Origin of the sequence: Streptomyces sp. MP131-18 (genome assembly GCF_001984575.1) — a bacterium.
Classification (GTDB): Bacteria; Actinomycetota; Actinomycetes; order Streptomycetales; family Streptomycetaceae; genus Streptomyces; species Streptomyces johnsoniae.
In genome coordinates this window covers 2377728-2398884 of the sequence record NZ_LZNS01000001.1, presented here as the reverse complement: position 1 = coordinate 2398884, position 21157 = coordinate 2377728, and the positions used below count along the sequence as shown (strand labels likewise).

Below are 21157 nucleotides of genomic sequence, written 5' to 3'. Positions count from 1 at the left end.
CGGCCCTTGAGGCCGCGGCGGCTCAGATGTCGAACACCTCGTCCATCAGCGCCTGCTGCTCGGCCTGGTGACGCTTCGCCGAGCCGACCGCGGGCGAGGACGACGCCGAACGCGACACCCGTCGCAGCTGGTCGGTCCTGCCGAGCCGCTCCGCCAGGTTGAGCGCGATGAAGGGCCACGCGCCCTGGTTGGCCGGCTCCTCCTGCGCCCAGACGTAGGACTCCGCGTTCCCGTAACGGGCCAGCTCGGCCTGGATCTCGTCGGCGGGCAGCGGGTACAGCCGCTCCAGGCGGACCAGCGCCACGTCCTTCCTGCCGAGCTTCTCCCGCTCCGCCGCCAGCTCGTAGTAGACCTTGCCCGAGCACAGCGCGACCCTGCGGACGCCACCCGGGTCGACGGTGGTGTCACCGATGACCGGGCGGAAGCCGCCGGTGGTGAAGTCCTCCGCCGCCGACGTGGCCGCCTTCAGCCGCAGCATCCACTTCGGGGTGAAGACCACCAGCGGCTTGTGGTGCGGGTTGTGCACCTGCCAGCGCAGCAGGTGGAAGTAGTTCGCCGGGGTCGTCGGCATCGACACCGTCATGTTGTTCTGCGCGCACAGCTGGAGGAACCGCTCGATGCGGCCCGAGGAGTGGTCCGGGCCCTGGCCCTCGTAGCCGTGCGGCAGCAGCAGCGTGACGCCCGAGGTCTGGCCCCACTTCTGCTCGGCCGAGGAGATGAACTCGTCGATGACGGTGGCCGCGCCGTTCGCGAAGTCGCCGAACTGCGCCTCCCACATCACCAGCGCCTCGGGCCTGGCCAGCGAGTACCCGTACTCGAAGCCCATGGCGGCGAACTCGCTCAGCAGCGAGTCGTACACGTTGAACCGGGCCTGGTCGTCCGACAGGTACAGCAGCGGGGTGTAGTCCTCGCCGGTCTTCCGGTCGATCAGCACCGAGTGGCGCTGCCCGAACGTGCCGCGCCGGGAATCCTGCCCGGCCAGCCGCACCGGCGTGCCCTCCATCAACAGGGAGCCGATCGCCAGCAGCTCGCCCATCGCCCAGTCGATCGCGCCTTCCTCGACCATCGCGGCCCGCCGCTGGAGCTGCGGCAGCAGCCGCGGGTGCACGGTGATCCGCTCGGGGGTGTTGACCTGGGACTCGGCGATCCGCTTCACGACCTCGGCGCTCACGCCCGTCTCCACCGCCACCGGGAACTCCGGCTTGGGCGCTGTCACTTCGGCGGGAGCCGGGGTCACGGTGGCCTCGCGGACCTCCTTGAACACCTTCTCCAACTGCCCCTGGAAGTCCTGGAGCGCCTGCTCCGCCTCCTCAAGCGTGATGTCGCCGCGCCCGATCAGCGACTCGGTGTACAGCTTGCGCACCGAGCGCTTCTTGTCGATCAGGTCGTACATCAGGGGCTGCGTGAACGACGGGTTGTCCGTCTCGTTGTGCCCGCGGCGCCGGTAGCAGACGAGGTCGATCACGACGTCCTTGTTGAACGCCTGCCGGTACTCGAACGCCAGCCGCGCCACCCGGCACACGGCCTCCGGGTCGTCGCCGTTGACGTGGAAGATCGGCGCCTCGATCATGCGCGCCACGTCGGTGCAGTACGTGGAGGAACGGGCCGCCGCGGCCGTCGCGGTGTACCCCACCTGGTTGTTGATGACGACGTGGACCGTGCCGCCGGTGCGGTAGCCGCGCAGCTGCGACATGTTGAGCGTCTCGGCGACCACGCCCTGCCCGGCGAACGCGGCGTCGCCATGAATCAGGATCGGCAGCACCGTGAAGTCCTTGCCGCCGCGGCCGATGATGTCCTGCTTGGCGCGGGACACGCCCTCGACGATCGGGTCGACGGCCTCCAGGTGCGAGGGGTTGGCCGTGAGGGACACCTTGATCTGCTCGCCGGACAGGCCGGTGAACGTGCCCTCGGTGCCCAGGTGGTACTTCACGTCGCCCGAGCCGTGCATCGACTTCGGGTCCAGGTTGCCCTCGAACTCCCGGAAGATCTGGGCGTAGGACTTGCCCACGACGTTGGCCAGCACGTTGAGCCGGCCGCGGTGCGCCATGCCGATGACGGCCTCGTCCAGCTTGTCGGCCGCGGCCTCGTCCAGCACCGAGTCGAGCAGCGGAATGACCGTTTCGCCGCCTTCGAGCGAGAAGCGCTTCTGCCCCACGTACTTCGTCTGGAGGAACGTCTCGAACGCCTCCGACGCGTTCAGCCGGCGGAGAATCCGCAGCTGCTCCTCACGCTCGGGCGGGGTGTGCGCGCGCTCCACCCGGTCCTGGATCCACTTCCGCTCCTTCGGGTCCTGGATGTGCATGTACTCGATGCCGGTGGTGCGGCAGTACGAGTCGCGCAGGACGCCCAGGATGTCCCGGAGCTTCAGCATGGACTTGCCCGCGAAGCCGCCGACCGCGAACTCCCGCTCAAGGTCCCACAGGGTGAGCCCGTGCTCCTTGATGTCCAGGTCGGGGTGCTTGCGCTGGCGGTACTCCAGCGGGTCGGTGTCGGCCATCAGGTGGCCGCGCACGCGGTAGGAGTGGATCAGGTCGAAGACGCGGGCGGCCTTGGTGACCTCGTCGTCGTGATTGACGTCGATGTCGCGGTGCCAGCGCACCGGCTCGTAGGGGATGCGCAGGGCCTCGAAGATGGCGTCGTAGAAGCCGTTCTCCCCGAGCAGGAGCTGGCTCATCAGCCGCAGGAACTCGCCCGAGGCCGCGCCCTGGATCACCCGGTGGTCGTAGGTGCTGGTCAGGGTCATGACCTTGGAGATGCCCAACCGGTTCAGCGTCTCCTGCGAGGTGCCCTGGAACTCGGCCGGGTACTCCATGGCGCCCACGCCCAGGATCAGGCCCTGGCCGGGCATCAGGCGCGGCACGGAGTGCACCGTGCCGATGCCGCCCGGGTTGGTCAGCGAGGCGGTGACGCCCGAGAAGTCCTCCATCGTCAGCTTGCCGGTGCGGGCGCGGCGGACGATGTCCTCGTAGGCCTGCCAGAACTCGAAGAAGGTCAGGGTCTCGGCCTTCTTGATGCCGGCGACGACCAGCTGCCTGTCCCCGTTCTCCTTGACCAGGTCGATGGCCAGACCGAGGTTGACGTGGGCCGGCTTGACCAGCGTCGGCTTGCCGTCCTTCTCGGCGAACGAGTGGTTCATCCCCGGCATCGCCTTCAGCGCCTGCACCATGGCGTAGCCGATGAGGTGCGTGAAGGACACCTTGCCGCCGCGGGCGCGCTTGAGGTGGTTGTTGATGACGATGCGGTTGTCGAACAGCAGCTTCACCGGGACCGCGCGGACCGAGGTGGCCGTGGGCAGGTCACGGGAGGCGTTCATATTCTTGGCGACGGCCGCGGCCGGGCCGCGCAGCGTGACCAGCTCGGGGCCCTCCGGAGCCCCGGCCCCGCCGTCGGCCGGCTTGGCCGCCGGCTTCGCGGCGGGCTTGGCCGCGGGCTTGGTCTCCGGCTTGGCCGGGGCGGGCTTCGCGGCCGCGGGAGCGGCTCCGGACGAAGCTCCGTCCTGAGCCTCGGACCTGGTCTCCGCCGGCTTTGCGGCGGTGGGCTTTGCGGCCGGCTGCGGCGGAGCCTGGGCGGTCCCGGCCGGGGCGGCGTCCGCGCCGTTCGCCCCCGGCTTCGTCCCGGCCGAGGCGTCGCCGCCCGGCTTGTAGTCGGCGAAGAAGTCCCACCAGGCACGGTCCACGGAGTTCGGGTCCTGGAGGTACTGCTGATAGATCTCGTCGACGAGCCATTCGTTGGCACCGAAACCGGCAGCAGGGTTCTTCCCTGAGCCTTGGTCGGTTTCGACACTCGATGTGTTCGGGGACTGTGGCGACACGGCGGCAACCGCCCTCTTCCGCTTCGCAAGGGTCATGGACAGCGGAAATCAAGGCTACGCCCCCTGGGGGGTCCGGCGCAGTCCTCACCCGCCAGTCGTGGCCTACACCACATTCAGAAGGGGGTTTCAGGGCGGGAACCCGCGGGAAACGGATCAAGTTCGGCGCAAAACCGCAACGAAATGGTAATGACGGACCGCAAGGGTCTCGGGTGTCCGTTCATCTGCGCGGACGGCACGGAACGGCCGGGCGGGCAGCACGGAGCGGGGCCGCTCGGGCCCGCCCGCGCCGCGGCGGCGCGGGGTCTCGGGAGCGACCCTACGTCAAATGTTTGCCTGTGCGTTACCTGGAAGGGTGAGCTGGATACGGCAGCCCCGCCGGGATTCGGCCACCCCGATCGTTCCGCCGTGCAGATCCACCGCCCAGCGGGCGATGGCGAGCCCGAGACCGGTGCCGCCGTCACGCGGCGTGACACCGTTCGTCGTGCCCCGCCCGAAGCGCTCGAAGACCAGCTCCCGCTGCGACCGCGGGATGCCGGGGCCCTCGTCGAGGACCTCCAGGACCAGCGCCCCGGGGCAGTGCCCCTGCCGGGCCTTCACGGTGACCTGACCGCCGCGCGGGCTGTGCTTGACCGCATTGTCGACGAGGTTGGTGACCACCTGGTCGAGCCGCTCCGGATCGGCGTGCGCGCGCAGCGACCCGGGCAGCACGTCGAGACGGAAGCGCACGTCGGTGCGGGCGTGGCCGCGGCGCAGCGCGACGGTGGCGTCGTTCAGCACGGCCGACAGGTAGGGCTCGACCTGGAAGCCGCGCGGCTGGAGGGGCACGACGCCGTCCTCAAGACGGGAGAGGTCGAGCAGCTGCTCGACCAGCCGTCCGAGCCGCTCGGTCTGGCGCAGCGCGGTCGTCATCGTCTTCGGATCGGCCTCGGAAACGCCGTCCACCACGTTCTCCAGGACGGCCCGCAGGCCGGCGATCGGGGTGCGCAGCTCGTGGGAGACGTTGGCGACCAGCTCCTTGCGGCGCCGGTCCGCCGCCTGGAGGTCGGCGGCCATGCGGTTGAACGCGAGCGCCAGGTCGCCCAGCTCGTCGCGGCGGGCCACGCGGACCCGGCGCCCGTAGTCGCCGCGTGCCATGGCGCGGGCCGCGGAGGTCATCTCCAGGACCGGCGCCGCGAGGCTGTGCGCGACGAACTGGGTGACCAGCAGCGAGGCGATGATCGCGATGATCGCGATCACCTGGAGTCCGATGTCCGAGCGGTAGGCCATGAGGATCAGCAGCGTCGTGATCGCGACGGAAATGATCACGAGCCAGCCGAGGGCGGCCTTGACCGAACGGAAGGGGTCGAGCGGGCGCAGCACGCGCCACATCGTGGACCACATCCGGCCCCAGGAGGAGTGCCTGACCGGCTCGGACACGCTAGACCTCGTTGGCGGCCTGGGTCCGGGCGGGAGTCTCGCCCGCGAAGCCGGGCGGCGTCTCCAGCGCGTACCCCACGCCGTGCACCGTGCGGATGCGCTCGGCGCCGATCTTCCGCCGCAGAGCCTTCACATGGCTGTCCACGGTCCTGGTCCCCGAGGCGTCCGCCCAGTCCCAGACCTCCGCGAGCAGCTGCTCGCGGGTGAGCACCGCGCGGGGCGAGCGGGCGAGGCACATGAGCAGGTCGAACTCGGTGGGGGTGAGGTGGATGTCCTTGCCGGCCGCCCTGACCCGCCGCTGGGTGCGGTCGATCTCCAGGTCCCCGAGCCGGACGCTGCCGGGGCGCGGGGTGGTGGCGGCGACGGCGGCGCGCTCGATCCGCCGCAGCAGTACGTGCGACCTGGCGACCAGCTCCCGCATGGAGAACGGTTTGGTCATGTAGTCGTCGGCGCCGACGCCGAGCCCGACGAGCATGTCGGTCTCGTCGTCGCGGGCGGTGAGCATCAGCACCGGGACCGGGCGCTGGGCCTGCACCCGGCGGCAGACCTCCAGGCCGTCGAAGCCGGGCAGCATGACATCGAGGATGAGCAGGTCGGGGTGCCAGGCGGTGGCCGTCTCGACGGCGGCGGGGCCGTCGGCCGCGGTCTGCACGAGGAAGCCCTCGGCACGGAGCCGCGCGGCGATCGCCTCGACGATGGTGGGGTCGTCCTCGACGACCAGCACGCGTCGCTGGGCACCCGGGGTGGTCACCGTGGCGCTGTGGTGACCGGGACGCTCGGCCGCCGCGCCCGCCTCGGCGTGGCTGCCCGGCGCCGTTGCGGGTGCTTTCTCCTGATGGTTGCGATCCACCGGAGGTGTTCTCATTTCTGTCTGATTCATGTGTCCCGCCCCCGGGATCGGTCCTGGGCCAGTCGGCTGGTTCTGGCCGTCGACGTGCTGATGAGCACTGTCGTCAGGGTAGAGCGCTCAGTCAGCCCGCGGCTACGCGGACTGCCTGGCGAGATGATGGCTGGCGAGAAAGAGCACGTCCGGAACGCCTCGGGCGACCGGCACTTCTCTGGTGCGAACGTTGCCGAACCCGGCATTGCGCAGATGTCGCGGGAAATCATCGGATGGCCGGGCGGACCAGATCGCCAGAACGCCCCCGGGCGCGAGCCGGTCGCGGCAGGCGGCCAGCCCGGCGGGGGAGTAGAGGCCGTCGTTGTCGGGGGTGACGGTCCAGTCCGGGCCGTTGTCGATGTCCAGGCAGAGGGCGTCATAGCGGGGTCCCGGCGCCCGTAGGTAGGACGCCAGTTCGGCGTGCACCAGTTCCGTGCGGGGGTCGTTCCGTGCGCCGTCGGTAAGTCCGGCCAGCGGTCCCGCCCGGTGCCAGTCGATGATGGCCTGTTCGCGCTCCACGACGGTGATGCGTCCCCACCGCGGCTCGGCCGCGGCCTCGGCCAGGGAGAAGCCGACGCCGAGGCCGCCGATGAGCAGGGCCGGGGCCGCGTGGCCGGCGTGGCCCGCGGGCGGGACGGGCAGCTCGCCGAGGGCGGCGCTCACGAGCAGGCGCTCGGATCGGCCGTCCGAAGTGTCCATCAGGAAACAGCCGTTGGCGATGATCTGGAGCAGCGCGCCGTGGCGGCGCAGCACCACCTCGCCGTGCGGCCCTTCCCTGCGGTCGAGGACGACCGGTCGGCTGTCGTCGGGGAACGGTGCGGGGACCATGCGGGCCATCTTTGCGCATGGCCCCCGCGGACGCGGCGCGGCGGGGCGGTCTCAGCCGTTGGCGAGGGCGACCAGGCGGTCCTGCGCGCCGTTGAACAGGTTGTGGTCGCCCACGATCGGGCCGGTGGAGGTGTACTGCCAGAAGGTGTAGAAGCCCCAGCCGTTCGGCAGGGTGCCGGGGGACGAGGCGTACCTGGCTATCCACAGCGGGTGGTTGTTCGCGAAGCCCGCGTAGTTGCCGGTGCAGGTGCGCCACCAGTCGGTGGTGGAGTAGATCACCGCGTAGCGGCCGGTGCGGTCGTGGTAAGTGTCGAGGAAGTCGCGTATCCAGTTGACCATCGCCGACTGGCCGAGCCCGTAACAGGTGGCGCCGTAGGGGTTGTACTCGATGTCGAGGACGCCCGGCAGGGTCTTGCCGTCCCTGGACCAGCCGCCGCCGTTGTCGGCGAAGAAGTTGGCCTGGGCGGCGCCGCTCGAATTGCCGGGCAGGGCGAAGTGGTAGGCCCCGCGGATCATGCCGGTGTCGTAGGAGCCGTTGTACTGCTGGGCGAAGTACGGGTTCTCGTACGTGGTGCCCTCGGTGGCCTTGACGTAGGCCCAGCGCACGCCGCTGCTCCACAGGGACGACCAGTTGACGTTGCCCTGGTGGCTGGAGACGTCCACGCCCTCGACGGTGGCGAGCGGCGCCGTGTCGGGCCGGCCGCGGTACTCCCCGTCGCCGCCCTCGTGTTCGAGGACGGTGGAGCCCATCCAGGCGGAGCCGATCTCGGGGGTGTCCTCGGCGGCCGCGGCCCCGGGGACGGCCATGACCAGTGCGAGTGCCGCGGAGATCAGGCCGAGGACGGTGGTGCGGCGCCTTCCGGCGCGCGGGCGCCTGGCGGTCGTGCCGTGTCCGTTCATGGGCGGGTGCTGCCTTTCGGAAGGCGGTGTGGGGGGACGAGACGGCTCGCCGGCCTGTGTCACGTGATGTGACCATGCCATTCGGGAAGGTAATCCTCGGAACGGGTGGTGCGGAAGGGGTGAAGGCGCCGCCGTTGGTCGGACCGGTGATACCGGCGAACACTTGTGCGTGCGGCGGGTGATGCGGCGCCGCTTTCAGCCCTGAAACCGGGCCGGGCGGCGGCCGGGCCGCCGGGTCACAGCCGGGCGAGGACCGCCGTCGCGTCGTCGTGGGCCTTGCCGCGCGGGAACGCGGCGCCGTCCGGGTCGGCCGCCTCCGCGGCGCGCACCTGACGGATGGCCTCCCGCGGCCCCGCGTCCGCGAGCAGCGCGAAGAGGTCGGCCCAGCCGCCGAGGCGGAACGTTTCGACCCACCGGCCGACGCCGTCCGTCAGCGCCGCCAGCGAATGCACCGCGTCGCGCGCCACCGTGCCGGTGACCGCCAGGTCGGCCACCGCCGGATCGGCTGCGGCGGTGAAGAAGCCGCCCTCCGCGTTGCGCAGGCTCTCGATCCACGCCGCCCGCCGCTCGCGCGGCAACCGCCGTGCGGCCGGGCGCAGATCGTCGAGGCGGGAGTCGAGGACGGGGCGCACGGACCCGTCCGTGCCCTCGATCAGCAGCACCGAATCGGACAGCACCAGGTACTCGACCTCCCGCGCGTCCCAGCGCGCACACACCACCGTGGCCTGCGGAGTTCGGGGGTGAGAAAGGTCACAGGCCGTCCGATGCGCGTCCGCTGAACGGGAGATGGCGTCGGCGAGGCAGGCGCGCAGTGGCGACTCCCGCGCGGTGGCGCACCGTTCGAGCAGTGCCCCGCCCAGGCGTGCGGCAAACCACGCGACGCCGTGCGCGCAGCCGCCGGGCGGGCCCCCGCCCGGTTCTGAGCCCGGTTCTGCGCCCGGGTCCGCGCCCGCAGCCGCGGCGGGAACCTGAGGGCCCGTCACTCCGTCAAGGAGGACGAGGGCCCCGCCGTCGCCACCCGCGGGCACGGCCAGGGCCGCGAAGTCCTCGTTGGGGCGGCCGGGGACGCCCGGCTCGGTGGCGGCCTGGATGCACATGGTGATCAGTCTGCCGTAGGCTGGTATTTGTCACCGAATGCGGGGGTAACACCGGTTCGACGGCGGGCCGGAAGCGGATCTTGCCAGGAGCCACGGCGGAATTCCAGTCGTATCCGCGACCCCGGAGCGGCGGATTCCGGCCTCGGCTTGTCCGCCAACTCCGGGTGTTGTTCACTCCTTCGGGTGGCCGGTCGGGGGGAACGCCCCCCTGCCCTGTCGGCGCTGGCAAGGTCGGTGCCCACGTGACGAGAATGCGAGCACAGGTGCGGAAGAAGAAACTGCACGGCCCCGCCGACCCGTCTCCTTCCGCACCGTCAGGCTCCCGCGCAGGCTCCCGGGCGCGTGCGGCACGCGGACGGCGCGTGCGGGTGCGCAGTCGGCTGCTCGGCGGGGTGCTGCTGACCGGCATCGCGGTGTCCGCCGCGGGGGCGCCGGCGCTGCACGCCGCCGTCTCGGAGCTGACGAACGCATCGGAGCTGGTGTCGGATGCCGACCTCGGGCGCCGGGTGGTCTCGCTCTCGCACGTGCTGGCCGACGAGCGCGACGCACTGGTCGTCGCGCTGGCCGTGGGCGATCCGGCGGCGCTGCCAGGGGCGTTGACCGACGACGCCAGGGCCCGCGCGGACCGCGCGGCCGGTGCGCTGCCAGGTGACGCCGGCGAGCAGGTGCACCGCGGCCTCGACGCGTTGCCCGCCACCCGCGAGCGCGCCCTGGCCGGGGAGAGCACCCCGGCCGAGACCTTCGCGGACTACACCGCCCTCATCGAGGACCTGGACGCCGTCTTCCGCGACGTCAGCCGCTCGGGCGCCGGCGCGGCGGGCGACCCCGCGGGCGACGCCCTGCCCGACCTGGCCCGCGCCGTGCACTCCTCCTCCGCCGCCCGCGGCCTGCTGCTCGCGGGCCTGTCGGGCGAGGGCGAGCAGGCCGAACTGACGGCGCTGGCCCAGCGCGAGGCCGTGCGCGAGGAGGCCGCGCTCGCCGACTTCGCGGCCACCGCGGGCACCGAGGCCGCGGAGTCCTACGAACGGACCGTCACGGGCCCCGAGGCCGAGGCCGCGGAGGAGTACCTCGCCGTCCTCACCGATGCCCCCGTGCTCACCGAGGAGGACCGCGCGCTCGACCCGGCCGAGGTGCACGACGTCCTGCTCGCGCGCACCGGCCAGCAGCGCGGCGTGCTGTCCTCGCTGGCCGCCGAGCGCGCCGACCACCTGGAGGGGCGGCGCGGCGACAGCCTCACCGACCTTCAGCTGACGGGGGGTCTGGTGGCCGTGGCCCTGCTGCTCGCCACCGTCGTCAGCGTGCATACCGCCAGGTCCCTCACCCGCCCGCTGGCCGCCGTGCGCCTCGGCACGCGCCGGGTCGCCGCCGACCCGGCGGGCCAGGACCCGGTCAAGTTCACCGGGCGGAACGACGAGTTCGCCGAGGTCGTCGCCTCCGTCAACACGCTGCGGGCCCGCACCGTCGCCCTCCAGGAGCAGGCGGTGCGCGCGGCGGACGAGGCGGCGGTGGCCGAGCGCGACAGCGGCGGGCTGCGGGCCGAGCGGGACCGGCTGCTGGCCGAGCAGGGCGAGTTGAACGCACGCCTCGCCGCGCTGCACGGCGCGGTGCACGGGATGTTCGCGCATCACGCGGAGCGGCTGCTCGCGCTGATCGGGGAGCAACTCACGATCATCGAGGGCCTGGAGGAGCACGAGACGGACCCGGACCGGCTGGCCGTGCTGTTCTCCCTCGACCACCTCGCCGCGCGCGTGCGGCGGCACGGGGAAAATCTGCTGCTGCTCGCCGGGGCGGAGCCGGTCGTGCAGCTCGGGGACCCGATCCCGCTGATCGACGTGGCGCGGGCGGCCGTCAGCGAAATAGAGCTGTACGAGCTGGTGGAGACCACCCCGCCGCCCCCGCCGGCGCGCCTGGTGGCCGCCGCGGCCCGCGACGTCAGCCACCTGCTCGCCGAGCTGCTTGACAACGCGACCGCGTTCTCCCCGGCCGGGACGCGCGTGCGGCTGACCGCGCGCTGGGCGGAGGGCGAGCTGCTGTTCTGCGTGGAGGACGAGGGTTTCGGCCTGGCCGCCGACCGCGTCGCCGAGCTGAACGCGCGGCTGGCCGACCCGGTCACCCCGCCGCCCGGCGCCGACGGTGCGCACGGCGGGTCGGGCATCGGCATGGGCCTGTACACGGTGGCCAGGCTGGCCGCGCGGCACGGACTGCGCTGCTGGCTCGCCGCCCGCCCGGGCGGGGGCACGCTCGCGCAGGTCGTGGTGCCCGGCACGCTCGTCGAGGCCCTGCCGGAGACGTACGCGGGCGATCCGCAGACCACCGGGTCCTTCCCCCTGTCGCCCGCCGACTCGGGCGCGGTGCCGATGGCCGTACCCGGACCGTTCCCCGAGCACGCGCGGGCGGACGACACCACGCCGCGGACGGACGGGATCACGGACAGCGGCCTGCCGCGGCGCGGGCGCGCCGCGGGACCGGCCGCCGCCGTGCCCGCGCAGGAGCGGGCGCGCGCCGTGGACGCGGAGGAGCTGCGCCGGCGCCTCGGCGGTTTCCAGCGCGGCGCGCGCGACGGGCACCGGGACGCCGCCCAGGCGCCGGGCCACCCGGGCGAGCCAGGAGAGGGGACATGGTCATGACCTCACAGACTCGCACGCCGCCCCCCGGCGCGCCCAGCAGCCAGGGCGGGAACGATCTGCGGTGGCTGCTGTCCCGCCTGGTGGGGGAGGTGCCCGGCATGCTGTCGGTCGCCGTCGTCTCGGCGGACGGCCTGCTGCTGCTGTCGTCCGAGCCGGACCGCGCCGCCGCGCGCCGCCACGCGGTGAAGGGCCCGATGGGGGCCGCGGCCGACCTGGCCACGGTCGTCTCCGGACTCGGCAGTCTGACGTCGGGCGCCGCGACGCTGATGGACGGGGGCCGGGTCAGGCAGACGCTGGTCGCCATGGAAACGGGGAACCTGCTGGTCATGTCGATCAGCGACGGTTCGCTGCTCGGCGCGTACACGACGCCGGACGCCGATATCAGCGCGGTGGCCTACCACATGGCACTGTTCGTCGGCAGGGCCGGTCACCTGCTCACGCCCGAGCTGCGGGCGGAGCTGCGCAGGACGGGCCCGCGCAGCCGGTAACCGTCACCCGGCCCCGGCCCCGGACCCGAGTTCGGACCCGGGCTCCGGCGCGGGAACGGGGGACCGGCGGGCGCGTTCCGCCCTCGCCGCCTCCTGCTCGCCCAGCTCCGCCGCCTCTTGCGGGGTGAGCCCGGCCAGCAGTCCGGCGATCTCGTCCAGCCGCCGGTGCGCCTCGTCGCGCTGCCGCCGCCGCTCCGCCGCGGCGGACTGCTCCGCGTCCAGCGCCTCGCGCGCCCGGGTGGCCAGCTCGTCCGCCCGGCGCTCGCCGTCGAGCAGCCGCCGGATGCGCGCTGCCTGCGCCGTTGCCGCGCGCTCCGCGACGGCCTGCGCGTGCAGGTCGCGGGCCGGGGCGTCGCCGAACAGCAGCCGCAGGTGCCCCGGCAGCCGCAGACCGCCCTGCCGGTACTGCTCGCGGGCCACCGCCCCCGCGGCGCGTCTGGCCCCGGCGAGGTCGGTGCGGGCCGCGGCGAGGCGTTCACCCAGCTCGGCGGCCTCGTCACGGCGGTCGCGCAGCCGTTCCTCCGCCGCGTTGTACGCCTCCGCCGCCTCGCCCGTCTCCCGGTAGAGGCCGCGCAGTTCGGCCAGCAGGGCGCCGACGTCCCGGTCGCCGGGATCGGCCGCGGCGGGGGCCGCGCCGCCGGCCGTGAACGCGAGCGCGGTCAGGGCCGCGGTCAGGACATGACGGTTCATCGGCATGCACACCACTCCTCGGGGCGATGGTGTGCACGGGCCCGCGCCCGGCGCACGCCGGGGCGGGCGAACGGGTGGTCAGCGCCTGCGACGGAAGGAACGCGACGGCGTGGCGTCCGGCGCGTAGACGTACACCCACCCGCGCGGCAGACCCAGCCGCGGCGAGTACCCGGCGGCCTCCCGCCGGTAGACGTGCACGGTGTCCGCATCGCCCGCGCCGCCGGGCACCGGCACCTCGTAGACGCCGGGCGGCTTGCCGGTCGGCCCGACCAGCACCGGCAGGACGCGGCCGTCCAGCGGGCCGCCGACGAACGGCGTCTCCTCGCTCCTCACGGGTCGAGCCCCGCGGCGGCGGGCGTGAGCGCCGTCACCGTGCGCGCGATCAGCGCGTCCACGCGCCCGCCCGCCGGTTCGAGGCGGGCGGCGGCCCGCAGCACGCGGGCGGTCTGCTCGTCGTGCCCCGCCATGACGACGAGCTGGGCGACGAACTGCTCGACCAGCAGGTCCCGCAGCTCCGCGACCGGCGGCTCCCTGTCCTCGTCCAGCCAGATCAGGGAGGCGGCCTCGACGGCGGTGATCCACGTGCGCACCGTCATGCGCAGCCGCGGCCCCGGCTGCGCGGCCGCCATGTGCAGCAGGACCTGCTGCGCCGCGGCCCGGCGCACGCCGTCGACGATGGCGGTGGTGCGGGAGGTCTCGACGACGCTGCCGCCCTTCAACAGCGCGGTGAATCCTTCGCCGTGCTCGTCGACGAAGGCCAGGTAACGGTCGAGGGCGTCGGCGAGCCGCTGGCTGAGCGGGCCTTGCGCGGGTACGGCGAAGCACAGTTCGAGGTCGGCGGCGGCGCTGTGCAGCGCGGCCTCGTACAGCTGCTGCTTCCCGCCGGAGAAGTACCGGTACACCAGCGGGCGGGAGACGCCGGCCTCGCGTGCGACGTCGTCGAGGGAGACGTGCTCGGGGGCGTTGTGCGCGAACAGCCGCTGCGCGGTGGCGATCAGCTGGCCCCGGCGCTCCGCCACGCCGAGTCTGCGGTAGGCCGGGCCCGGGGCCCGTGCCGGTCCCGGGGCCGGGCCCGGGGGTTGGCTGCTCATGCCCAGCAGCGTAGTCGGCCGGGCCGCGCGGCGGGGCTCAGGCCAGCAGCCCGGAGCTGCGCCACATGCGGCGGCCGATGCCGCGCAGCAAGCCGAGTTCGTCCAGGAAATCCGTCAGGTGCCGCGCGCCCTCCTGCATCACCGCGCGCCGGTGGTCGCTGGCCCGCACCTGGGCGACGGCCTGGGCGCGGTCGAGGCCGACGCTCGCGTAGACCTGGGGGTTCACGAACGCGACGGCGAAGATGCGGGCGAACTCCCCGCAGGTCACGCGGGTCAGCTCGCGTTCCCAGCGGGGCGCGGCGGCCAGCTGGCGGCGCAGCTCCTCGCGGGCGTACCTGACGTGCCGCGCCTCCTCGACGACGTGGATGCGGGTGACGCCGCGGATCAGCGGCTGCACGCGTTCGTCGGGGAAGGTGAGGCGCTGCATCCAGTCGAGCACTTCCTCGCCGAGCAGCGTCGCGGTGAACGAGCCCGGCGTGGTGGAGACGCTCTTGAAGACGCGGGCGATGTTGTGGTGCCCGCGGCCGGGCGGGTAGGCCGGGGTGCCGGTCTTCCGGATGGCGCGGGCGAACATCATGGAGTGGCGGCACTCGTCGGCTATTTCGGTCAGCGCGTAGCGGACGTGGGCGCTGGTCGCCGGCTTGTCATAGATGTGCCGGACGAGCAGCTGCATGAGGATCACCTCGAACCAGATGCCGAGCGAGGCCAGGGCGGCCGACTCGTGCCGGGAGAGGTCGATCCGCTGCTCCTGGGACATCTCGTACCAGAGCGGGGTGTCGTAGAGGGAGACCAGCTCGGGCGGCCAGTACCACAGGCCGTCCTGCCAGGGGGCGTCCCAGTCGAGCTCCCGGTCGGGGTCGAAGGAGTGCTTGGCGGAGGCGGCGAGCAGCCGTTCCGCGACGCGTTCGCGGTCTTTGAGGGCCGGTCCGGTGGGTGAGGGTGGGGTCATCTTCTTATGAGACAAGGTGTCAGCAAGGCTTGTCCATCCCCGTGACATGCCCGGTTCATCCTGATCGTCACCGCCCAGTTCACCCCGCACGTTCACCTGGCGGCCACGGTCTCCGTGGCCGGCGGTAACCGCGTTGCGGTGTGCTGGGGAACTATGACGCGACGATGGACGGACCGCCTCCCGCGCTGGGGCACCATCCGCGGCCGGGTGGCCATCGTGCTCGCCGTGCCCACGTGCCTCCTGCTGGTGCTGATCGGCACCGGGGTGGCCGACCGGGCGGCGGACTGGTCGGCGGCCCGGCAGAGCGGCGAACGGGTGCAGCTGGCGCTCGACGTGCAGGACCTCGTCCGCGAGCTCCAGCGGGAACACGGCCTGACCAGCGGACTCCTCGTCGGCGCCGGCCAGTACCGGCCCGACCTCGCCGACACCCGCCGCCGCGTCGACGCCATCCGCGGCGAGCTGGCCCGGCGCGTCGACGAGGGCACCGCCCCCGCGTTCGAGGAGGCGCTGGCCGCGCTCGACGACCTGGGCGAGGTCCGCGCCCGCATCGACGACGGCTCCGTCGACCGCGCCGAAAACCTGACGTTCTACACCGAGGCCACCACCTCGCTGAACGACGCGCAGCTCGCCGAGGACCCCGCCCACGGCGACCAGCGGCTGAGCGACGGCATGGCCGCGTTCCAGGCCCTGTCCCTGGCCACGGAGGCGCTGGCGCAGGAACGCGGGCTGATGAACGGGGTGTTCGTCGCCGGCCACTTCGAGAACACCCAGTACCTGACCTTCGCCGCCACCCGCGCCGACCGCGAGACCGCACTGCGTACCTACGAGCAGATGGCCACCTCGGAGCAGCGGGCGGCCCTGGACGAGGCGTTCGCCATCGAGGAGGCGATGCTCGTCGCCACCCTGGAGGCGCGCGCCGACGCCCACGCGGACGGCTCCGCGCTGGTCACCGACCCCGAGGAGTGGTGGACCGCCGCCACCGCGCTCACCGACGCCCTCCACGGCGTGCAGCAGCAGGTCGGCCCCGACGTCACCGGCCGCGCCGACGCGCTGCGCACCGCCGCCACGCGGGGGCTCGTCGGCTTCCTCGCGCTCGGCGTGCTCATCCTCGGCGTGGCCGTCGCCCTCGCACTCCTGGCCGCGCGCGCCATCACCCGGCCCCTCGACGAGCTGACCCGCCAGGCCGAGTCCGTCGCGGGCCACCGCCTGCCCGAGACGGTCCGCACCCTCCAGGAAGCCGACCCCGACGAGGCGGAGCGTCTCGAACCGCCCAGTCCCGACCGGCAGTTCGACCGGGGCGCGGAGGAAGTCACCCGCCTGGCCGCCGCGCTGCACGACGTCGAACGCACCGCCGTCGGCCTCGCCGCCCAGCAGACCGTGCTGCGCCGCAACGGCACCGAGTCGCTGGCCAACCTCGGCCACCGCCACCAGGCACTGGTGCGCAGGCAACTGCGGCTGATCACCGCCCTGGAGAGCAAGGAGCTCGACCCCGACGCGCTCGCCGAACTCTTCGAGCTCGACCACCTCGCCACCCGGATGCGGCGCAACGCCGACTCGCTGCTGATCCTCACCGGCCAGCAGCTGCCGCCGCGCGTGTGGACCGGGACCGCCGAAGTGGCCGAGGTGGTACGGCTGGCCGTCTCCGAGGTGGAGGACTACCGGCGGGTCACGCTCGTGGAGTCCGAGCCGTGTCAGGTCCACGGCTGGGCGGTGTACGAGCTGTCCCACCTGCTCGCCGAGCTGATCGAGAACGCGCTGACCGCCTCGCCCCCCGGCCGCCCGGTCGAGGTGTACGGCTGGTGGGACGGCGCGGAGTACTGCCTGGCCGTCGTGGACCGGGGCAGCGGCATGACCGAGGAGGAGCTGGCGGGCGCCAACGCCCGCCTCGCCGGCCGGGAGACGTTCCTCGTCGCGCCCACCCGCTTCCTCGGCCACTACGTCGTCGGCACGATCTCCACGCGCCTCGGCGTGCACGTCGAGGTCCGGCACACCCAGAGCGCCCCGACCACCGCGGCGGCGCGCGGCGCCGGCGTCTCCGCCTACGTGGCCCTGCCGCCGCGGCTGCTGAACCCGGGCGTGGCGACACAGGACCGGACGAGCACGCTGTCCGCCTGACCACCGCCTGATCACCGCCCGGCCGGGTCCGGGGCCGCGTCCGCGCGGTTGCCGTCACAGCGTCAGGACCGGCCCCTCCTGGCTGCCGAGCCACAGCCGGTTGACGCCCGAGGCGGTGACCGTGAGCCCGTAGCCCTCCGGGCCGGGCCGGCCCGCGTCCCCCCAGGCCTCGATCAGCGGCGCCCGTTCCGCCCACAGGTTCCGCGGGCCGTCGTACTGGAGGCGCGCGGTGCCGTCGTCGCGCGGCGCCACCCGCGCCCAGGAGCCGGTCCCCGGGTGCACCAGGCCGAGCACGGGCCGCCCGTCCGCGTCGATCAGGCACAGCTCCGACACGTCCGGCTGGGCGAGGCCGCCGAGGAACCGCGGCATGTCCGCCGTCGGATCGGCGGTCAGCGGCACGTCGGCCCGCGTGCCGAGCGGTACGAGCAGCGCGGGGATGTACGCCCGCACCGCGGGCTCGACCGCGTCGGCGGCCGGCGCGAGCACCGGGAGGAACCGGCCCGCCGCGCCGCCGTCCTCGCCGGTGCGCAGCACCGCGGTCCCGGTCCCGAGCGCGGCCACGACCGTTCCCCCCGGCACCACCTGGCCCGGCCAGGCCGCGGGCACGCGGCGGCCCGCGCCGCGGCCGGCCAGCAGCCCGCCGAAGGGCGCGCGTTCGGGACAGCCGTGCGCCGCCTCGCCCACCAGCAGCTCCGGCGCGTACCCGGCGTGCGCCAGGCGCGTCCTGGCCGCGGCGAGCCGCTCGGGGTCGGCGTCGAGGGAGACCACGCGGGCGGAGCCGAACCGGTGGCTCAGCAGCGCGGCACCGTATCCGGTGCCCGTGCCCACCTCCAGGACGCGTGCCTCGCCCGGCACGTCCAGGGCCTCGCACATCACGGCCGCGGTGGCCGGCGGCAGACCGCCCGCGGCCCCACCGCGGCCCTGGACGCCGGCGGACAGGAACGTCTCGCGCGGCACGGCGGCGAACGCCGCGCGCCACGCGGCACTGTGCAGGAGACCGTCTGCCGGTGGGCGGGCCGCGATGGTCATGGAACGTCCTCCGAAACGTCGGCGAAAACGCGGTGGGCTGAACGGGGCGACACGGCGGTGCACCCTGCTCAACGAGCGGTCCCCGCCGGACGTAGTGCGCAAGAAGTTTCCCCACCTTTCGGAAACTGCTGACGGCCGACCGACAGCCCTTGCCCACCGGTCGTCGCCCGCCGGGGGTGGGCGGCCCGGTGGCGGCGGGAGGGGAGCCCGCGGGGGCGAGCCGGCACCCGAGAGGTCATGACTCGTCCTCACCGGTCTGGAAGATCTTGTCGATTCCCAGCGTCTCTGCTGTTCCGACGGCCTTGTTGGCGGCTCCGACGGCATTGATCGCGGCCATGACGCACGCCTCCGCTTCTTCCGCCGTGAGCTGGACGCCCTCGGAACGCGCGGTCATCTTGACCGGTACATGTGACGTGCTGACGCGTGAAAGTGGCGGCGCCGCCACCGTCAGCCCCTCACTTTCGCCAGAACAGGTGGTGTGTCACGCCGCTCGGGCTGGGCACGACCTCCAGGTGGAACCGGTCGAGCAGCTCCTCGGGTGACTCCCAGAGCCGCAGGCCGGACCCGAGCTTCACCGGCGAGACCGCCACATGCATCGTGTCGACGAGACCGGCGTCCAGGAACTGCCGGATGGTGGTGACCCCGCCGCCGAGCCGGACGTCCTTGCCCTGTGCCGCGTCCCGCGCCTGATCGAGGACCGTGCCAGGGGCGCCGTCGACGAAGTGGAACGTGGTGTCGCGGAGCGCGAACGAGGGACGTTTGTGGTGGGTCATGACGAACACCGGGGTGCGGAACGGGGGCTCCTCGCCCCACCAGCCGCGCCACTCATGGTCGTGCCAGGGCCCGCGCTGGGGTCCGAACTTGTTGCGGCCCATGATCTCGGCGCCGATGTTGTGTGCGAAGTCCCGCGTGAAGTAGTCATCGAGGCCCCGGCTACCCCCGGGGTCGGTGCGGTTGGGCCAGCTCGCCGTGGCGCCGGCCCAGGCGAACAGCCTCTCGGGACGGTCGACGCGCCCGAACGGCCTCTCGACGCTCTGGTCCTCGCCGGCCCCGATTCCGTCACTCGAAACGCTAAAGTTCTGGACCCTCAGTAGCTGAGCCACGTTCTCCTCCTTTATCGACAATGGTGAGGAGACTCTCCGCGCCGGAAAAACTCATCGCCGCGTCCGGGGAGGAAGCGTGCGGCGCGTGCGCAGGGCCCGCGACTCCATCGGACTCCGTTCAGGAGCGTCCCCACGCTCGGCGTCACCGTTGGTGTCGGCGTCAGCAGCCTCGAAGACATGACCGACCGCGTGAAGGCGCGCCCACCGCGTCCGAAGGCCGCGAAGCGGCGGAGCGCCCGGGCGCGTGGCCGGTGGCCGGAGGGCGCCGATGCCCGTGGCCGGTCGAAGTGACCGGCTCGTGACGGCGGCGGCATGCTCGACGTCCCGGCGTCGGGGTACGGCCGGGCACGCCAGGTCACCCGGCGGCACCCCGGTCGGGTGCGCTCATGTCCCCCGTCCCGGGCGTGCCGTCGGCGAGCCCGTAGCGCAGGTACACGGTGCCCTTCGGGCCGGCTGCCGGCGGTTCGAGGAGGGTGACGTTCGTGGGCACCGCGCCACCGTCGAACACCTTCTTCCCGACGCCGAGCACGATCGGGTGCACCCAGAGGTCGAGACGGTCGAAGAGCTTTTCGCGCAGGAGGGTCTGCACCAGGTTCAGGCTCCCGACCACCTTGACGTGCTCGTGCCGGTCACGGATCTCGCGCACCGCGCCGGCCAGATCCGGGCCGAGCCGCGTGGACCCGGCCCACGAGAGATCGGGCCTGCCGCGGGAGGCCACGTACTTCGGGACGCTGTTGAAGAGCGTGGCGATCTCGTTGTCCTCGCCGCCCTCCTGGTGCGGCCAGTAGGCGGCGAAGATGTCATACGTCCGCCGGCCGAGCAGGAGGGCGTCCGTGCCCTCGTACGCGGCGCCGACCTGCGCCCCGGCGACCTCGTCCAGCAGCGGCGCCTGCCAGCCACCGAACGGGAACCCCACCGGGTCCTCATCCGGGCGGCCGGGTGACTGCCCGACGAGGTCGAGGGTCGCGAACAACTCGATGTGGATGAGTCCCATGCCATACTCCCGATGCGTCGGTCGTCCCGGTCGGGGGTAGACCTGTGGGCGCCGGCGGACTCATCGCCCGGCCGCGGGCCGACCCGACAGGACCGGCAGCACAGGACCGGCAGCACAGGACCTAGGTCCTGTCCTGTCGATCTTGTCGGATAAGCCCGCGGCGTCAGATGCGGTGCATCGCAAGGCGCCGGATCGCAGCTCATACCTGTCCGTATTCGCGCGATTCGGTAACGCAGCGAGGTGCCGTAGCTGGCGTCGCGGGCCCGGCAAGATCGGCCGGACAGGGCCTAGTCATCCGGCAGTGCGTGGCCGGTTTCGAGCAGCGTCTTGAGGCTGGACAACAGGTGCGGCCAGCCGCCGCCGACCATCTCCAGCACGGTGCTTCCGGGCTCGAAGCCGTCGTGGACGACCGTCAACTTCACCATCTCGCCGAGCCGTTCGATCTCGAACGTCACCTTTGACCTGCTCTCGTCCGCGATCCTGGCCAGCACGTCGTCACCGACCCCGGCGGCCTCGGCCCACTCGGGTGTGAAGGTGTGCCAGGTGTACGACAGCCGGCGGTAGGGGTCGGATTCCAGCACGACCTGCTCGGGGTCGGCGCTCGCCGGGCCCTGCCCCTCCCACACCATGGGCGACCCGGGCTGCCAGTCCGTGTCGAAGGACAGCCCCCAGTAGCGGCGGGTGAACTCCGGGTTGGTCAGGCCCTGCCAGAGCTGCTCGGGGGTGGTCCTGATGTAGGTGGTGTAGACGAAGGCGTTGGCGTCCATGGGCGTCTGCTCCAGTGCTTTCTTCAGGTCGGCGAGTGCGTGCACCCGCTCGTGGTCGTAACGGCTGATCCAGCGTTCGGCGATGGCGTTGACCGGCTCGGCGTTGAGGTGGTGCAGCTTCTCCCTGCCGCGCCACCGGGTCGTCACCAAGTTGGCCGCCTCGAGCAGCGCCAGATGCTTGCTGACCGACTGCCGGGTCATGTCGAGACCGGCACACAGCTCGCGCAGGCTCTGCCCGTTGCGCTCGTTGAGACTGTCGAGCAGCCGGCGGCGGCTGGCATCCGCCAGCGCCTTGAACACCTCATCCATCGCCGACCCCTCCATACAGGCAACCGTTTGTCTGCATGTGACGATAGGCAGCCGAATAGTTGC

At 72.9% G+C, this 21157-nt stretch carries 18 protein-coding genes; 3 read left to right on the top strand and 15 right to left on the bottom strand.

The genetic code is table 11. The annotated features are described in order from the left end of the window. Nucleotides 1-22 precede the first annotated feature (22 nt). The 6 genes from STBA_RS10440 to STBA_RS37715 form a co-directional block, all read right to left on the bottom strand. On the bottom strand, nucleotides 23-3811 hold the full coding sequence (locus tag STBA_RS10440) for a multifunctional oxoglutarate decarboxylase/oxoglutarate dehydrogenase thiamine pyrophosphate-binding subunit/dihydrolipoyllysine-residue succinyltransferase subunit (protein WP_077058982.1): 3789 nt from the start codon (nucleotides 3809-3811) through the stop codon (nucleotides 23-25). A 321-nt stretch (nucleotides 3812-4132) separates the two neighbouring features. Next, a complete protein-coding gene (locus STBA_RS10435; RefSeq protein WP_077063234.1) occupies nucleotides 4133-5191 on the bottom strand; it encodes an ATP-binding protein in 1059 nt (352 codons plus the stop codon). Between the two features lie 37 nt (nucleotides 5192-5228). Beyond that, on the bottom strand, nucleotides 5229-5978 hold the full coding sequence (locus tag STBA_RS10430; RefSeq protein ID WP_077063233.1) for a response regulator transcription factor: 750 nt from the start codon (nucleotides 5976-5978) through the stop codon (nucleotides 5229-5231). A 231-nt stretch (nucleotides 5979-6209) separates the two neighbouring features. Next, nucleotides 6210-6935, bottom strand: coding sequence for a spermidine synthase (locus tag STBA_RS10425; RefSeq protein WP_077058981.1), 726 nt, complete (start codon nucleotides 6933-6935; stop codon nucleotides 6210-6212). A 51-nt stretch (nucleotides 6936-6986) separates the two neighbouring features. Then, nucleotides 6987-7835 (bottom strand): lysozyme, encoded by an 849-nt coding sequence (locus STBA_RS10420; protein ID WP_077058980.1) that lies wholly within the window; start codon nucleotides 7833-7835, stop codon nucleotides 6987-6989. 236 nt (nucleotides 7836-8071) lie between these two features. Continuing rightward, nucleotides 8072-8932 (bottom strand): hypothetical protein, encoded by an 861-nt coding sequence (locus tag STBA_RS37715; RefSeq protein WP_077058979.1) that lies wholly within the window; start codon nucleotides 8930-8932, stop codon nucleotides 8072-8074. A 362-nt stretch (nucleotides 8933-9294) separates the two neighbouring features. Between STBA_RS37715 and STBA_RS10410 the strand changes: the two genes are divergently transcribed. Together STBA_RS10410 and STBA_RS10405 are read left to right on the top strand one after the other, a co-directional pair. Then, the gene (locus STBA_RS10410) at nucleotides 9295-11559 is read left to right on the top strand and encodes a sensor histidine kinase (protein WP_077058978.1); all 2265 of its coding nucleotides are present in this window, start codon (nucleotides 9295-9297) and stop codon (nucleotides 11557-11559) included. After that, entirely contained in the window at nucleotides 11556-12047 is a 492-nt protein-coding gene (locus tag STBA_RS10405; protein WP_077063232.1) for a roadblock/LC7 domain-containing protein, read from the top strand. Before STBA_RS10410 ends, STBA_RS10405 begins: the two co-directional genes overlap by 4 nt. Nucleotides 12048-12050: 3 nt before the next feature. Here the strand turns inward: STBA_RS10405 and STBA_RS10400 are convergent, their stop codons facing one another. From STBA_RS10400 to STBA_RS10385, 4 genes are all read right to left on the bottom strand, one after another. Continuing rightward, on the bottom strand, nucleotides 12051-12743 hold the full coding sequence (locus STBA_RS10400; protein ID WP_077058977.1) for a hypothetical protein: 693 nt from the start codon (nucleotides 12741-12743) through the stop codon (nucleotides 12051-12053). Nucleotides 12744-12815: 72 nt separating this feature from the next. After that, nucleotides 12816-13070: a hypothetical protein gene (locus STBA_RS10395; RefSeq protein WP_077058976.1), complete on the bottom strand. Its 255-nt coding sequence runs from the start codon at nucleotides 13068-13070 to the stop codon at nucleotides 12816-12818. Further along, nucleotides 13067-13828, bottom strand: coding sequence for a TetR/AcrR family transcriptional regulator (locus tag STBA_RS10390; RefSeq protein WP_077058975.1), 762 nt, complete (start codon nucleotides 13826-13828; stop codon nucleotides 13067-13069). Before STBA_RS10390 ends, STBA_RS10395 begins: the two co-directional genes overlap by 4 nt. Before the next feature lie 37 nt (nucleotides 13829-13865). After that, on the bottom strand, nucleotides 13866-14777 hold the full coding sequence (locus tag STBA_RS10385) for a diiron oxygenase (protein ID WP_077058974.1): 912 nt from the start codon (nucleotides 14775-14777) through the stop codon (nucleotides 13866-13868). A gap of 153 nt (nucleotides 14778-14930) precedes the next feature. Between STBA_RS10385 and STBA_RS10380 the strand changes: the two genes are divergently transcribed. Continuing rightward, entirely contained in the window at nucleotides 14931-16892 is a 1962-nt protein-coding gene (locus STBA_RS10380; protein WP_077058973.1) for an ATP-binding protein, read from the top strand. A 54-nt stretch (nucleotides 16893-16946) separates the two neighbouring features. Here STBA_RS10380 and STBA_RS10375 read toward each other — a convergent pair whose 3' ends face one another. From STBA_RS10375 to STBA_RS10360, 5 genes are all read right to left on the bottom strand, one after another. Further along, nucleotides 16947-17921, bottom strand: a complete 975-nt coding sequence (locus tag STBA_RS10375; protein ID WP_077058972.1) for a methyltransferase domain-containing protein — start codon at nucleotides 17919-17921, stop codon at nucleotides 16947-16949. Nucleotides 17922-18156: 235 nt separating this feature from the next. Beyond that, complete coding sequence (locus STBA_RS37710) at nucleotides 18157-18315, bottom strand: hypothetical protein (protein WP_171987681.1); 159 nt, start codon at nucleotides 18313-18315, stop codon at nucleotides 18157-18159. Nucleotides 18316-18376: 61 nt separating this feature from the next. Then, nucleotides 18377-19024: a dihydrofolate reductase family protein gene (locus tag STBA_RS10370; RefSeq protein WP_077058971.1), complete on the bottom strand. Its 648-nt coding sequence runs from the start codon at nucleotides 19022-19024 to the stop codon at nucleotides 18377-18379. A gap of 355 nt (nucleotides 19025-19379) precedes the next feature. After that, nucleotides 19380-20018 (bottom strand): dihydrofolate reductase family protein, encoded by a 639-nt coding sequence (locus tag STBA_RS10365; protein WP_077058970.1) that lies wholly within the window; start codon nucleotides 20016-20018, stop codon nucleotides 19380-19382. A gap of 287 nt (nucleotides 20019-20305) precedes the next feature. Then, nucleotides 20306-21094 carry a metalloregulator ArsR/SmtB family transcription factor gene (locus tag STBA_RS10360; protein WP_077058969.1) on the bottom strand — a complete coding sequence of 263 codons (789 nt, stop codon included), beginning with the start codon at nucleotides 21092-21094 and terminating at the stop codon, nucleotides 20306-20308. Nucleotides 21095-21157 lie beyond the last annotated feature (63 nt).